The sequence below is a fragment of the Aeromonas jandaei genome, assembly GCF_037890695.1.
Taxonomy (GTDB): Bacteria; Pseudomonadota; Gammaproteobacteria; order Enterobacterales; family Aeromonadaceae; genus Aeromonas; species Aeromonas jandaei.
The window spans coordinates 223,482-237,836 of record NZ_CP149571.1; the positions used below are offsets into that span (position 1 = coordinate 223,482).

At 59.4% G+C, this 14,355-nt stretch carries 16 protein-coding genes; 15 read left to right on the plus strand and 1 reads right to left on the minus strand.

Going from position 1 to position 14,355, the window contains the following annotated elements:
* The first annotated feature begins 14 nt into the window (after positions 1–14).
* Genes WE862_RS01135 through WE862_RS01150 form a run of 4 tightly spaced genes read left to right on the plus strand, consistent with a single transcriptional unit; the run spans position 15 to position 3,755 of the window.
* Entirely contained in the window at positions 15–392 is a 378-nt protein-coding gene (locus WE862_RS01135) for a hypothetical protein (RefSeq protein WP_042032706.1), read from the plus strand.
* A gap of 50 nt (positions 393–442) precedes the next feature.
* On the plus strand, positions 443–2,485 hold the full coding sequence (locus WE862_RS01140; RefSeq protein ID WP_042032629.1) for a protein-disulfide reductase DsbD family protein: 2,043 nt from the start codon (positions 443–445) through the stop codon (positions 2,483–2,485).
* Positions 2,486–2,495: 10 nt separating this feature from the next.
* Positions 2,496–3,236, plus strand: coding sequence for a DsbA family protein (locus tag WE862_RS01145; RefSeq protein ID WP_042032631.1), 741 nt, complete (start codon positions 2,496–2,498; stop codon positions 3,234–3,236).
* A 3-nt stretch (positions 3,237–3,239) separates the two neighbouring features.
* Positions 3,240–3,755, plus strand: a complete 516-nt coding sequence (locus tag WE862_RS01150; RefSeq protein WP_042032632.1) for a protein disulfide oxidoreductase — start codon at positions 3,240–3,242, stop codon at positions 3,753–3,755.
* Between the two features lie 61 nt (positions 3,756–3,816).
* Here the strand turns inward: WE862_RS01150 and WE862_RS01155 are convergent, their stop codons facing one another.
* Positions 3,817–4,641 carry a LysR family transcriptional regulator gene (locus tag WE862_RS01155; protein WP_042032633.1) on the minus strand — a complete coding sequence of 275 codons (825 nt, stop codon included), beginning with the start codon at positions 4,639–4,641 and terminating at the stop codon, positions 3,817–3,819.
* A 130-nt stretch (positions 4,642–4,771) separates the two neighbouring features.
* On the opposite strand from WE862_RS01155, the gene WE862_RS01160 reads away from it, so the two are divergent.
* The 11 genes from WE862_RS01160 to WE862_RS01210 all read left to right on the plus strand — a co-directional run bounded on the left by WE862_RS01160 (position 4,772) and on the right by WE862_RS01210 (position 14,243).
* The gene (locus WE862_RS01160) at positions 4,772–5,650 is read left to right on the plus strand and encodes an NAD(P)-dependent oxidoreductase (RefSeq protein WP_042032634.1); all 879 of its coding nucleotides are present in this window, start codon (positions 4,772–4,774) and stop codon (positions 5,648–5,650) included.
* Entirely contained in the window at positions 5,647–6,387 is a 741-nt protein-coding gene (locus tag WE862_RS01165) for an SDR family NAD(P)-dependent oxidoreductase (RefSeq protein WP_042032637.1), read from the plus strand. The genes WE862_RS01160 and WE862_RS01165 overlap by 4 nt, the downstream gene beginning before the upstream one ends.
* A gap of 280 nt (positions 6,388–6,667) precedes the next feature.
* Positions 6,668–6,952, plus strand: a complete 285-nt coding sequence (locus WE862_RS01170; RefSeq protein WP_005343121.1) for a DnaJ domain-containing protein — start codon at positions 6,668–6,670, stop codon at positions 6,950–6,952.
* 23 nt (positions 6,953–6,975) lie between these two features.
* Complete coding sequence (atcA, locus tag WE862_RS01175) at positions 6,976–7,518, plus strand: cold adaptation protein AtcA (RefSeq protein ID WP_042032639.1); 543 nt, start codon at positions 6,976–6,978, stop codon at positions 7,516–7,518.
* Positions 7,519–7,530: 12 nt separating this feature from the next.
* Positions 7,531–8,298 (plus strand): cold adaptation protein AtcB, encoded by a 768-nt coding sequence (gene atcB, locus WE862_RS01180; RefSeq protein ID WP_005335887.1) that lies wholly within the window; start codon positions 7,531–7,533, stop codon positions 8,296–8,298.
* A gap of 11 nt (positions 8,299–8,309) precedes the next feature.
* Entirely contained in the window at positions 8,310–9,212 is a 903-nt protein-coding gene (atcC, locus tag WE862_RS01185; RefSeq protein ID WP_042032641.1) for a cold adaptation protein AtcC, read from the plus strand.
* Between the two features lie 216 nt (positions 9,213–9,428).
* On the plus strand, positions 9,429–9,812 hold the full coding sequence (locus tag WE862_RS01190; RefSeq protein ID WP_082035509.1) for a hypothetical protein: 384 nt from the start codon (positions 9,429–9,431) through the stop codon (positions 9,810–9,812).
* A gap of 634 nt (positions 9,813–10,446) precedes the next feature.
* Positions 10,447–11,934, plus strand: a complete 1,488-nt coding sequence (locus tag WE862_RS01195; RefSeq protein WP_225628321.1) for a peptide MFS transporter — start codon at positions 10,447–10,449, stop codon at positions 11,932–11,934.
* Positions 11,935–12,302: 368 nt separating this feature from the next.
* Positions 12,303–12,461, plus strand: coding sequence for a DUF5993 family protein (locus tag WE862_RS01200; protein WP_005343116.1), 159 nt, complete (start codon positions 12,303–12,305; stop codon positions 12,459–12,461).
* Positions 12,462–12,470: 9 nt separating this feature from the next.
* On the plus strand, positions 12,471–13,046 hold the full coding sequence (locus WE862_RS01205; protein WP_042032646.1) for a disulfide bond formation protein B: 576 nt from the start codon (positions 12,471–12,473) through the stop codon (positions 13,044–13,046).
* Between the two features lie 609 nt (positions 13,047–13,655).
* On the plus strand, positions 13,656–14,243 hold the full coding sequence (locus WE862_RS01210; protein ID WP_042032648.1) for a hypothetical protein: 588 nt from the start codon (positions 13,656–13,658) through the stop codon (positions 14,241–14,243).
* Positions 14,244–14,355: the final 112 nt, after the last annotated feature.

Sequence of the window (14,355 nt, forward strand, 5' to 3'; positions counted from 1 at the left end):
TGAACGGGGCGAGCATGATTCACCAACAACGCGTGGCGAAACGACTCCTGCTGCTGGTCTGCCTGCTGGTGCTCAATTGCGCGGCCCAGCCGCTGGCCCGGCTGGCACTGCTCGCTCATGCCCTCACCTGTCAGGCCCTGCCCGTTCAGAGCATCGATGGTGAGCAGAACGACGGCAAGCCGGTCAGCCCGCAGCCCACCAGCTGCCAGCTCAATGGCAAATGGCTGAGCGCCGCCAGCCTGCTCTGCGTCGAACAACTCTTCTTTGCCGTCGCCCTGCTGATTGCCCTGCTGGCACCACTCTGGCGCTATACCCCTCCCTTACCACCGCCAAGGGTTATCTCACCACCCGAGCGGCGACTTCACCTCACGCTCTGCGTCTGGCGGGAATGATTCCGGCCTTTTTCCATTCGCCGTTACTCATTTTTTGCGAGACCAGACAGATGACAAACTTTTTCAAGGCAGCCCTGCTTATGGCCTGCCTGCTGTGGCAATCCACGGGATTGGCCAGCGATACGGGCTGGCTCACCAGCCCACAGAATGATCACGCCCGGGTACGGCTGCAGGCCGACCGCAGCGCCCCTGACCACACCCGCATCCTGCTCGACGTGGCCCTCGAGTCCGGCTGGAAGACCTACTGGCACAGCCCGGGCGAAGGGGGCATTGCCCCCCAGATCCTGTGGGATGAGCCGGTCGGCGACTTCCAGTGGCGCTGGCCCGCTCCGCGCCACTTCGAGGTGGCCGGACTCAGTACCCAGGGTTATCAGGGTGAGGTGCGCTTCCCTCTGAGCCTCAACTACCCGGCCGGCCAATCGCTCAAGGGCACCTTGCGCCTCTCCACCTGCAGCAACGTCTGCATCCTGACCGACTTCCCCTTTACCCTCGCGGTAGATGGTCAGGCCCCGGTAGGTTTCGACTTCGGCTGGGCCAAGGCCATCAGCAACCTGCCCCAGCCGCTGCCCGCCGACACCCGGGTCGAGCTCGGTTATCAGCACAACCAGCTGCAACTGCGCGCCGAGCGGGCAGAGGGCTGGCAATCACCGGCCCTCTTTATCGATGCGCTGGAGGGGGCAGAATTTGGTAAGCCGGTGCTCGAGGTCGAGGGCAACACCCTGATCGCCCGGGTGCCGGTGAGCGATGGCTGGCAGGGGGATGCGCCGGATCTGCGCGGCCAATCCCTCGGCCTGCTGCTGGCCAGTGGCGAACAGGTGTGGCAGACCAAAGGCTCAATTGACGAATCGCTCGTATTGCCAGCGCCGAGTCAGCCCCTCTTCTGGTTGCTGGGGGCGGCGCTGCTCGGCGGCCTTATCCTCAACCTGATGCCCTGCGTGCTGCCGGTGCTGGCGCTCAAGTTGGGGTCTGTGCTGCAACATCAGGAGCGTGAACAGGGAACCGTGCGCAAGCAGTTCCTCGCCGCCAGCGCCGGGATCATCGCCTCCTTCTGGGCGCTGGCGGCCATGAGCACTCTGCTGCGCGCCACGCAAGGGGCCGTCGGCTGGGGCATCCAGTTCCAGAGCGCCGGTTTTATCGCCTTTATGGTGCTGGTCACCCTGCTGTTTTGCGCCAACCTGCTGGGGCTGTTCGAAATTCGTCTGCCGAGCAACCTCAACACCCGCCTCGCCACCAGCGGCGGCAATGGCCTCGGCGGCCACTTTCTGCAGGGAAGTTTCGCCACCCTGCTGGCGACTCCCTGCTCGGCCCCCTTCCTCGGCACCGCAGTGGCCTTTGCGCTGGCGGCGCCCCTTGGCCAGCTCTGGCTTATCTTCACCGCTTTGGGGATTGGCATGAGCCTGCCCTGGCTGCTGGTGGCGGCCCTGCCGCGGCTCGCCCTCTGGCTGCCCAAGCCGGGTCGCTGGATGGGGCGCCTGCGCATCTTGCTCGGCTTGCTGATGCTGGGCTCCAGCCTCTGGCTGGCGAGCCTGCTTGGTAACCATCTGGGCAACATGCAGGTTTACTGGCTGATGGCTGCCATGCTGCTGGCCCTGCTGATTGGCATCATCTGGCGTTATGGCATGCGCGGCTTCACGCTGGCCCTCTCCCTCTCGGCGCTTGTCGGCGCAGCCCTGCTGCTGGGGGGCGCCTTTACGGCGCAGGGGTCGGGCAACGTCGACCGGGTGATCTGGCAGCCACTCTCGGAACGCGCCATCACCGATGCCCTCGCCCAGAACAAGCGGGTCTTTGTCGATGTCACCGCCGACTGGTGCGTCACCTGCAAAGCCAACAAATACAACGTGTTGCTGCGCGATGAGGTGCAACAGGCCCTCTCGGCCCCCGATGTGGTGGCCCTGCGCGGCGACTGGAGCAAACCGGACGACACCATCGCCGCCTTCCTGCGCCAGCGCGGGGCAGCAGCCGTCCCCTTCAACCAGATCTACGGCCCCGGCCTGCCACAGGGAGAGACCCTCTCCCCCCTGCTGGACAAGGCCGATCTGCTTACCCTCTTGAATCAGGCCGGTCTGATCCAGACCAACGCCACCCATTTTTAAGGAGAACTCCATGAACCTGCGCTCCATCGCCCTGTTCACCGCCCTGTTTACCGGCTCGCTGACGACCCCGGCCCTGCACGCCGCCCCCTTCACCCCGGAGCAGGAGGCCCGCATCAAGGAGCTGATCCGCGAGACCCTGATCGCCAACCCCAAGATCCTCGACGAGGCGGCCGAATCCTGGGAGAAGCAGAACGCGGCAGCCCAACAGGCGCAGCTTGGCAACTTCATCAAGGGCAACAAGGATGTGCTGTTCAACAGCCCAACCAGCCCGCGCCTCGGCGCCAATAACCCCAAGCTGACGCTGGTGCTGTTCACCGACTACAACTGCGCCTACTGCAAGCAGTTCGATCCCCGGCTGACCAAGCTGCTCAAGGCCTATCCCGACGATCTGGGGCTGGTGATCAAGCTACTGCCGTTCAAGGGGCAGAGTTCTGCCAAGGCGGCCCAGTACAGCCTGACCCTGTGGCAGCAGGATCCGGCCCGCTTCCTCGCCCTGCATGACAAGCTGATGAGCAAGCAGGGGATGCTGACCGAGGCGGATATCAACAAGGCGCTGGCCGCCACCGGAAACGTGGCGCTCAAGCCCGCACCCAAGGCGACCGAAGAGCTGCGCAACAGCCTGCGCATCGGCACCATTCTGGGGGTGCAGGGCACACCGGCGACCCTGATCGGCAACCAGCTGGTGCCGGGCGCCGTTCCCTATGAGGAGCTGGAGCAGCTGGTGAAGGCCGAACTGGCCAAGCTGGGGTAAGGGATGAGCACCAACCCTCAACCCCGCTGGCGACGCTGGAGCAAGGAGGCGATCTGGCTGCTGTTGCTGGCGCTGGTCATCTCGACCCTGCTCGATCTGTGGCGCAGCCCGACCCTGCTAGAGGGGGCGATGAGCGCCCCCGTCACCCTGCAGGATGGCACCAGTACGGATCTGGCCACCCTGAGCCGCGGCAAGCCGCTGCTGGTCTACTACTGGGCCAGCTGGTGCGGGGTGTGTCGTTTCACCACCCCGGCCGTGCAACAGCTCTGGCAGGAGGGGGAAAACGTGCTGACGGTGGCGCTTCGCTCCGGCAACGCAGAGCAGCTTGGCAAGGGGATGAGCAAGAAGGGCCTCACCTTCCCGACCCACAATGACGAGTCGGGAGCGCTGGCCGCCCAGTGGCAGGTGGGCGTCACCCCGACGTTCCTCATCATCAAGGATGGCAAGCTGGTGAGCAGTACCACCGGCTGGAGCTCGAAGTGGGGCCTGCAGCTGCGGCTCTGGTGGGCGTCGCTCTAGCCACGCAACATCGCTGCCTGCAACAGGGCCATCCCACCGGATGGCCTTTTTTATGCCGACATCAGGCGGTGAGCTGCATGCCGCGTACCTGCGCCAGCAGGGCGACCACGGCCGCCGAGCGCAACGCATCGGGGGCGTAGCAGAGCCCCACCCGCCGCTTGAAGGAAGAGGCCGCCAGCTCGACGACCGAACAACCGGGCAAACAAAGCGAACGGGGCAACCAGGCAATCCCCGCCCCGGCGGCCACCATGGTCGCCGCCAGTCGCAGCGACCCCGCCCGCCGTGGATAGAGCGGCGCCTGATTGCCGAGAATGGCGATCAGCCGCAGGTGGGAGTCGTGGCGCGGACAGGTAACCCAGGGCTCGTCCGCCAACGCTGCCGGGGTGAGCGCCCCCTTGCCTGCCAGCGGGTGATCCGGTGGCAGCACCAGCACGAACTCCTCCTCCAGCAGGGGAATAAAGAGCTCGTCACCACAGCGCAGGGATTCGCAGCCCAGCCGCACATCGCCACAGCAGCCCTCCTCCAGAGTCAGCAGGATCTCCTCGTGGGCGAGCACCCCTTGCACCAGCGCCCCCACCACGCCATCACCCAGATCCGCCTCAATCCCCACCGTCACCTCGAGACAGGGGGAGGTTTCACGAAACTCGCGGGCGAGGGAGTCGGTATCGGCGATCAACCGCTTGGCGCGGGGATAGAGCCGGTGCGCCGCTTCGGTCCCCTCCACCCCGCGCGCCTGCCTCACAAACAGGGTCACCCCCAACTCATCCTCCAGCGTCTTGATAGTGGTGGAGAGGGTGGGCTGGGTGATGAAGAGGCGGGTGGCCGCCGCCGTGATGTTGCGCTCCTCGAAGACAGCCACAAACGCACGCAGGGTTCGCACATCCATAGAATTTACCTATACCAGACAGTCATAAAAGCCATTTTTCACGGCGACATTGGGCAAATATAGTGGCTTACCTGCCACAAGGCATCTCAATTCCCTATATCAGCGTCTATCAACACCGTCAGGAGCCATCATGCGCCATCTTTCTGTCATCGGCCTCGGGGCCATGGGCTCCGCCCTCGCCACCACCCTGCTCAAGGCGGGCCATCCGGTCACCGTTTGGAATCGCAGCGCCGCCAAGGCTGCCCCGCTGCAGGCGCTGAGTGCGACACTCGCCCCCTCGGTTGGTGCAGCCATCGCCGCAAGCGATATCACCCTTGTCTGCGTCGATAACTACGCCGTCAGCCAGCAGCTGCTGGACGAGGCGAGCGATGCGGTGGCGGGCAAGCTGTTGGTGCAGCTCTCCACCGGCAGCCCGCAGGGGGCCAGAGCGCTGGAGAGCTGGAGCCACGCTCGCGCCGCTAGCTATCTCGATGGCGCCATTCTCTGTTTCCCGGATCAGATCGGTACCAGCGATGCCAGCATCATCTGCTCGGGGGCCAGCGCTGCCTTTAGCGACGCCGAGCCGGTGCTGCGCCTGCTCGCCCCTACCCTCGACCATGTGGCCGAGGCGGTGGGGGCCGCTGCGGCGCAAGATTGCGCCGTCGCCGCCTACTTTGCCGGTGGTCTGCTCGGAGCCCTGCACGGCGCACTGATCTGCGAGGCGGAAGGGCTACCGGTGGCCAAGGTGTGCGCCCAGTTCAGCGAGCTCTCCCCCATTCTCGGTGGCGATGTGGCCCACCTTGGCAAGACGCTGGCGAGCGGCGATTTCGATCACCCCTACGCCAGCCTGAAAACCTGGAGCGCCGCCATCAGCCGCCTCGCCGGTCACGCCAGCGATGTCGGGATCGACAGCCGCTTCCCGCGCTTTGCCACCGATCTGTTTGAGGAAGGGGTGGCGCAAGGGTTTGGTCAGCAGGAGGTGTCAGCCCTCATCAAGGTGCTGCGGGCACGCAATGGAGCGGCACTATGAACGGTAAACAAATCGCACTGGTCACTGGCGCCGCTGGCGGGATTGGCCGCCAGCTCTGCATCGGGCTGGCCGAGGCGGGTTATCGGGTGATCGCCACCGATCTGGCCCCTCACGCTTTCGACCATCCCGAAATCCACTTTCATCCGCTCGATCTGCGGGACGAGCAGGCTATCACGCGCCTCTTTGCCGAGGTGCGCGAGCAGCACGGCGGCATCCATCTGCTGATCAACAACGGCGCCATCAGCAAGTTCCACACCCGCTTCGAGGAGCTGAGCGCAGCCCAGTTCGATCAGGTGATGACGGTCAATGTGCGCGGCGCCATGCTCTGCGCCCGCGCCTTTGTGCAGGCCAACCGCGGGTTGCCCTATGGCCGCATCATCAATATCGCCTCCACCCGCTGGCAGCAGAACGAACCGGGTTGGGATGCCTACGGCGCCTCCAAGGGGGCGCTGGTCGCCCTCACCCAGTCCCTCGCCAACTCGCTGGCCGACTACCCCGTCACGGTCAATGCCATCAGTCCGGGCTGGATCCAGGCGGAGGATTACCACACCCTGACCGAGGCGGATCATCGCCAGCACCCGAGTGGCCGGGTCGGTCGCCCCGACGACATCACCCGCGCCTGCCTCTTTCTGGCGGATCCCCGTAACGACTTTATCAACGGTGCCAATCTGGTGGTCGATGGCGGGATGAGCAAGAAGATGATCTACCACACCTCTGCCTCCTTCTGGGAGGAGTAACCCCTGCGGCGGCAGCCTCGCCCCGGCCTGCCGCCCGCCCTTTTTCTGCCCGTTTTTTCATCGCTTTTTCCCCGCTGCCCTTGCACTGGCCAGACCGACTGGCAACAATAGGCACTCAACTGACCCCTCTTCATTTCGCCCGTTAATTGATCGCCCAACTCATCGCGTTGGCGGGCTGTTTCCGTTAAAATGACGGGTTTTTGCCGTGCCTGGTTTGCCAATCCCCACCATCAGGCACTCGCAGCGTGAATCCTATGATGCCAGTGATGCAGGATCTGCCATGAACAACTACTTTCGGGTGCTGGGCGTCAAGTCCAACGCCAGCGAAAACGACATCAAGAAAGCCTATCGTCGGCTGTCGAACCAGTACCACCCCGACAAGCTGCACGGGGCCAGTGAAGAAGAGAAAGAGCAGGCAGCCATCAAGCTGCACCAGGTAAAGCAGGCCTATGAAGTGCTGTCCGATCCGAAACAGCGGGCCGCCTTTATCAAGGATTTCAACAACGTCATCGTGACCGACCCCGCCTCCGCCATGCAGGAGATGTGGGATCAGTTCTACCCCTGAAACAGCAGGCAGAAAGAGCAACTATGCAAAAGAGATGGGACCAGGCGCGGCTCAAGTCGCTGCAAAGCGATGCCAGCGAAAACATCGAATCCTACCGGGATCAGGACGACCCCAAGGGGCTGGAACAGTTCACCGATCAGATGAAGAGCCTGCTGCTGGCCGATATGAGCATGCTGGAGTTTATGCCCGAGTATCTGCCGCTGGCCCTCTATGGCCGGGTGCAGTTCCCGGCCAAGGCCAAGTCGCAGTGGAACAAGTGGCTCGCCAGCGGCGAGCAGCCAAGCTGGGACGAGTTCAAGGTGAGCGTCGGCTTCAACAACGCCGCCCTGCCGCTGGTCAAGGCGGTGCGGGCCCAGAGCGAAGATCAGCTGATGGAAGCCTGCGCCGTGCTGTTCCTGCTCGACAACCCGCTACCGCGCGGTAGCCACCGCGGTGATGACGACTATGAGCTGCGCGACGAAGAAGATGAAGACGGGGAAGATGCCGACGCCGACTACCATGGCGGCAGTGACCGCTATGGTGATGACGACGGCGATCAGGATATGTACGACGAAGTCCGTTTCTAATTGGGGCAAGGCATGAGCAACAGTCTGATAGAAATTACCGCCATCGAGATCAAAGAGCTGGCCGTTATCGAGCCGAAGCAGGCCAGCGAGAAGTTCGAGCTGATCGCCAAGACCATGTCTGACGACCAGCTGGCAGAAGTGATTGAAAACATTGATATCGTTACTCTGACCCAGATTAACGGCCAGCACGATATCTCCTTCCCCTCCATCATCTCCGAGCTGATGACCCCGGAGCGGATCCGCGACATCGTCTGCCAGCAGCCGCTCTACTGGGAAGAGGCGATCAAGAATAACGCCGACGAGCTGCAACAGCACACCTTCGACTTCCTCAACTACCTGATCCGCACCCAGGATAGCGAGGCCAAGCAGCGCGAGATCCTCGAGTGCGTGGCCGAAGATCCGGCCGGTCTCTTCTACCTCGCCATCCCCTTTATCGAGTTCTATCGCGGCGATCGCTATGAAGAGGACGAAGGCTATCGCGACGTGCTGCACGCCGAAGAGGAAGATCTCGAAGAATCCCTGCGCTACAGCGAGCGCCAGCAGAGCGAGGATGTCCACGACTACGCGCTGGATGACCCGAGAAGCCTGTTGATGCTCATTCGCGAGCTGGCCCCCGAGGTGGAGAAAGCCATCAAGGCGCTGCTGCGCAACGAGCACTCCACCTGGGACGGCATCATCAACAAGTTTGCCGCCGAGCTGGTGATGCAGGCCAAAGAGAAGAACAAGGTCGAGGAAGACGAGTACGGCGACGTCGACGACATGTTCAGCTTTCTGGATTAAGGAGCCCATTCATGCAGTTAGTCATTCGCGATGCCAACCAGGGCCCCTTTCTGACCCAGGTGCTGCGCTTTGGCCGCGACAATGAACTCTTGAGTCAGCAGCAGCTGGCCGCCATCAAGGGCAAGGCGGTGCTGATGAGCCTCAAATTCGCCGACAAGTACTACAACAAGTACAAGATGCACCTGCTGGAGCAGGCGGCCCACGACGTCATCGGCGTGGTGAGCCTCGGCCTGCAGGAGCTCTCGGCGCGGGATCCGGCCAAGGCGCTGGCGCTGCTGCAGGCGCCGGAAGGCCCCATAAAACCGTTCCAGAAGGGCTGGTCGATGCTCATTACCGTCAGCCCCAAGCAGGCTGGCAACAGCCTCTACGGTGACGTCGATGCCCGCCTGCTGGACAAGATCTCGAGCCCGCCCGATGTGGAGGAGTGGCAAGGGTGGCAGGAGTACGAGAAGGCGCTGACCGAGCACAACAAGAGCCGTCTGATGGAACTCATCGACCAGCACTTCTTCGCCTGCGAGAGCGACCACCCCACCATGGAGGACAAGCTGGCCGAAGCGCTGCTCTACCGCATCCTCTGCGGCAAGGGCAGTGGCGCCGCCCCGCTCAAGGTGAAGCAGGATCTCAAGCGCAAACTGGCGCGGGAGATTGAGCTCGACGAGGGCTGGTATGACACCGACTACCTCGCCGCCCAGCTCGCCCTGATGCTAAGCGCGCTGCCCGCCGACATGGCCGCCGCCCTGCGCCAGGAGCTGAGCCCGGGTTTTGTGCCGAACCTGCTGCACACCCTCGGCTTTGTGCGCCAGTACCAGCTGCTGCAAAAAGAGAACGCCTCGCCAGAGAAGCTCGACAACATCGAGATGCGCGCCGGTCTCAAGCACCCGCTGCTCGGCTGGCCGCTCTACCACAACTTCTAAGGCCGCTTTCGCCGCCTCTTTTGTTGCCCCCAATGTGGGATAACCCAACGCCCGGCCCGCCGGGCGTTGTTCTATCTACGTCATCAGCCCCCCACGATTGACGTAACAAATCGGGATGCAACCAGTTCAGATGGCTTCATTCAAACCTTGTTCGCAGCTATACTGCGCCCCTGATTCAGAGCTGAATAAACCGGTCATAATACAGGTCAGATTTTTATGCTGCTGCCACTTTTAATGCTTATCAGCGCCAATACTCCGCTACTGTCAGATACCCGCCTTTATAAAGAAGTCGCCAATAATTGTAAAAATGTAGATTTGGAAAATTGGCAACATCCGACCAGAAAGGTATTACTGGAACGAGGCGTTATATTAAAGAGAGTCGAGTTATGTAACGATGGTAAATATCCAATCTATCATGTTCGACTCCCGTATGACCCGGCTGGGCAGACTCAAGATTATTTCAACCCACTCTATGTGGCCATGTACGGAGCCAACGGAAAATGGCCATATGCCATGGTCGATGAGGAAGGAACCATTGTGTACATGACCTATCGGAAAGGTTCTATTATCACACCGGACTACGAGCTTTTCTCATCATAATCAGATTTTATCTCTGAGAAAAAATACTCAAAGCATGCAAAGGAAATATATTTTCATAAAAATAGCATCACGATTCCCAACCCCCAAATTCTCTGATTTATATATTATCAGGCTATCTTAAGTCACCTATCTGTCGAAACGAATCTTTACCACGTTATTACAAAAAGAATATATATTTTCCCCTGCGATGAAACGCTCAAAAATCCCCCACACCATCAGGTTCTGATCAAGCCCTCATTTTCAATATTTATTCACTCAAACAGTGAAACTGAATAAATAAGCTGCCACTCAACATGCCGGCGGCAATGGCGAAAGAGCAGCCAAAAGCGGGATGGCGATCTCACTATCAAATCAGTTCATGTCAAAAAGGGCTCCATTCAACCCCGATAGTTCTGATACCTACCCAGCCAGCGCCAGCTTTTCAGCAGCCAAAACCGCATAAAAAACCGGAATAGATCAATAAAAGACAATTAATCTCGCCAGATTAAATTTCAGGTATGGCTATTTGCACCGCTTGGCCGCTAAATGACAGACCGGCCTTCAGACCAGCATGGAAGCGCACAAGGCTAGCCGGCAGCAGACCGGTACGCTCTCAGGACGAGTTATGACTTTCTTCTCTCACAGGAGACAGACCGTGAGCGCTTCGAATCAACACCCCACCATTCCCCCCGGCTCCGGGGCGCTGTTCTTTATCCAGACCTTCTCGACCCTGGGGTTTGCCGTGCTCTACTCCACGCTGGTGCTCTACGCCACCAAGCGGCTCGGCTTCAGTGAATCCCAGGCCAACGCCATGATGGGGGTCTTCGGGGCCTTCAACTATGGCCTGCACCTGTTTGGCGGCTATCTCGGCGGGCGCTACCTCAGCAACCGCAACCTGTTCGTGATGGGGATGGTGCTGCAGGTGATCGGCTGCTACTTCATCGCCGAGATGGGGATCACCGGCCTCTACTGGGGGCTCGCCATGTTCCTCACCGGCAGCGGCCTCAACGTCACCTGCCTCAACATGATGCTGACCCAGCGCTTCGCCCCGGATGATCACCGCCGCGAGAGCGCCTTCCTGTGGAACTACGCCGGGATGAATCTGGGCTTCTTTATCGGCTTCACGGTGGCGGGCTACTTCCAGCTCACCGAGGATTACCGCACCCTGTTCCTGTTTGCGACGCTGGGCAACATCATCGCCATCATCGCCACCTTCGCCTGCTGGCCCATTCTGGCGGATATCAGCACCCCGCTGCGCCATGTCAAAGGGAGCGGCTTCTACCGCCGCATGCTGGCCGGGATCGCCATTCTGGCCATGCTGGTGCCGGCGCTGCGCCTACTGCTGACCCACGCCAGCTTCAGCGGCAGCTTCGTGCTGATCCTGGGCGCCGTGGTGCTGGTGCTGCTCTGCGTGATGACCGCCCGCCACCCGGACGCCGCCGAGCGCAGCCGCATGGTGGCCTACCTGATCCTCGCCCTTGGCTCCCTCATCTTCTGGTCGCTCTACCAGCTGGCGCCCATGGGGCTGATGCTCTTCTCCGAACACAACATCAACCTCAACGTGTTCGGGCTGCGGGTCGCTCCCCAGTGGATCCAGAACATCAACACTATCGTCATCGTCATCGGTGGCCCGCTGATGGCGCTGCTGTTCAAGCGACTGCGCGAGCAGGGTTGGAATATCGACATCCCCTCCCAGTTTGCCGCCTCCCTGTTCTGCATGGGGCTCGGCATGCTGGTGCTGCCGCTCGGCATCCATCTGGCGGGGGCCGACGGGCTGGTCGCCTTCAAGTGGATCGCCATCAGCTATGTGCTGCAGAGCTTTGGCGAGCTGCTTATCTCCCCCATCGGTTACGCCATGATCGGCAAGCTGGCCCCCGCCAGCCTGCAAGGCTTGATGATGGGCTGCTGGATGATGGTGACCGGCGTTGCCTCGGTGCTGGCGGGCTATGTCTCCAGCGCCATGCCGCAGAATATCGGCAGCTCTCCGGTGGCCACCAACCCGGGCTACAGCTCGGTGTTCAACATGCTCGGCTGGGGCTCGATGGCGGGCGGGATCGTCCTGCTGTTGCTGGTGCCCCGTCTGCGCCTGCTGATCGCCTCGAAAATCACCCCGCAACCGGCGGCGACAGCTATCCCCGTCTGATCGATTTGAACCGCTTGGCGGCGTGAGCCGCAGACAAGACCAGAGGCCCCGCAATCATGGATTGCGGGGCCTCTGCTTTTGGCGGGATGGCGGGTTCGTTTCAGGCTGGCGGTGCGACGCCAGTGAACATTTTTGCACCAAAGAAGCCAATCTATTTTTTACTGTCGCACTGATGAAACAATCACGCAGATCGGGGGGTAAGGGGATTCTGCACAGCGTCAGCCGCCCGGTAGGTATTTCCCGCCGACAGGGGTAGGATGAGTGAAGTCGGAGCCATATAGCGACGGCTGTTAGCCGGGTCGCCCTGTGCCGCCCGCCATATACTCAAAGCCTTGTGAGCCAGACTCACCACGATAAGGAGAGATGAGATGTATATGTTTTTACCCTTCCTGCTGGCGCTGATAACGGGGATCAGCATCTTGCTGAACAAGCGCGGCGCCTCCTATCTGCTCTGGGCTCTGTTGCTGGTGGTGACCCTGCTCTCCTTTATGCACCATGTGACCGATCCGCTCACCCTCTCGTTCTAGGAGCCAGCCATGAGCCTTTCGACCTCTGCCACCGCCGCGAAGAGTGACCTGCCCCAGCTGCTCGATACGCTGGGGCTGGCGGGCATCTGTCTGACCCTGATCGTCGCCTTCTATTACCAGCTCTATCTGGCCGAACTCCCCTGCCCCCTGTGTTTATTGCAGCGGGTCGGCCTGGTCGTCGCCGGTTTCGGCTTTATGTTCAACCTGCAATTTGGCGCAAAAGGGGCCCACTACGGCATCGTGATTGTCGGTGCCCTGACCACCGCCATGATCGGCGCCCGGCAGGTGCTGCTGCATATTCTGCCCGGCGACCCCGGCTATGGTTCCACCTTTCTCGGGCTGCACTTTTATAGCTGGTCGCTGGTCAGCGCCCTGCTGATCATCCTGGCCGTCGCCCTGATATTGATGGTGCGGGACGGGCTCGCTATTGCGCTGCCCAAGCTGGGTCTGGCGCGCTGGGGACGTATCGCCTCCCTGCTGTTTGTTTTGCTGATTGCGGCAAACCTGATCTCTACCGTGCTGGAGTGCGGCGCGGGACAGTGCGCCGATAATCCCGTCATCTATGACCTGCTGAGCCTGCGTTAATCACCCTCAAGGTGGCGGCCAGTCCGCCACCTTTTATTGCCGCCCTATATTGCCGAAAGGCGCAACAAATCCGGCCCGTTGCAGCGGCAACCTCGCAGATTCAATAGCGGTGCAATTTCATTGCACCCTACGGTTACCTCCCCCTCACTCTCTCCCAAGGGGAGAGGGAGCCAGTGCCTGCCCACCAGTAGCCATAGCTGTCACCCTTAGCTATCACGCCATACCACGGTCACTATCAATGGCTGCGATCTCTGCTCCCTTCTCCCATTCTTTGCCATAGATAAGGGGAGAAGGGTCGGGGATGAGGGGAAACAAACCATCACAACAGAAGCCACCGACAAGCCGCAGAGCGTTAAAGAAAACAGAGAGAAGTAGGGTCGATTAGCGAAGCGTAATCGTCCGCACCGCAATCTCGGTGGCGATGGACATAGAGAAGAGATCAGCTGGGGCACTAACAGAATAGCGGCAACCTGTTTTCGCGATCGTCTGATTACGCATCGCTAATAAAACCTAATACCCTGACCTTTTTATCACATCGATCCTATGTGTAAAATGAATGATATTATAGAATTGACATCGCATGTTAAACAAACCAATAAAGAGTCCAACATGAATATACTACCGACGCCCCCTACAGATAGCCTGTATAAATTTTCAGCCATTTCAGGAATGCTAATAATAATATTTAGTTTAGCTTGCTATGTTTATCTTACATTTCAGATATCTAACATGCAAAAAACGACAACTTTAATGGGCCAGGCACGACTTGCAGATAAGTCCATCAAAGAAATAGATTGCAGAATTAACGCTATAAAAGCAGGAAAGGTAGATGAGTGCCGATACAAAGAAATCAAAAAGGAAAATTTACAAGATGAGTTAGAGTTGTTGGAGATCATTAAGAAAAATGAGATTTCCACAATTCAGGAATATGATAAATTCAAAACATTATCACAACCACTAAGAGATAACATTGATTGGGTTTTTAATGGCGTAATATATTACATATTTATGTTTATAGAGTCTTTATCATGCGCCTTATTAGTTTTTGGGTTTTCCGGTTGGTATACAAACATTCAAAAGCCAACTAATGAGCTCACTTTGCTAGATTTAAAAATAAAACGTCTAGAACTAATTAAAATAGAGCATGAAGTTAAAAAAATCAGTAAACACTATCGATTTTCAGCAACCAGAAATTAATTCTTAAAAAAACATAAATATAACACTAAAGGACAATGCAACATTAAGCAACACCTTTAATTTAATGCTGGATTTATTCAGGCCATGAATTATATAGAATGTATCATTCCTG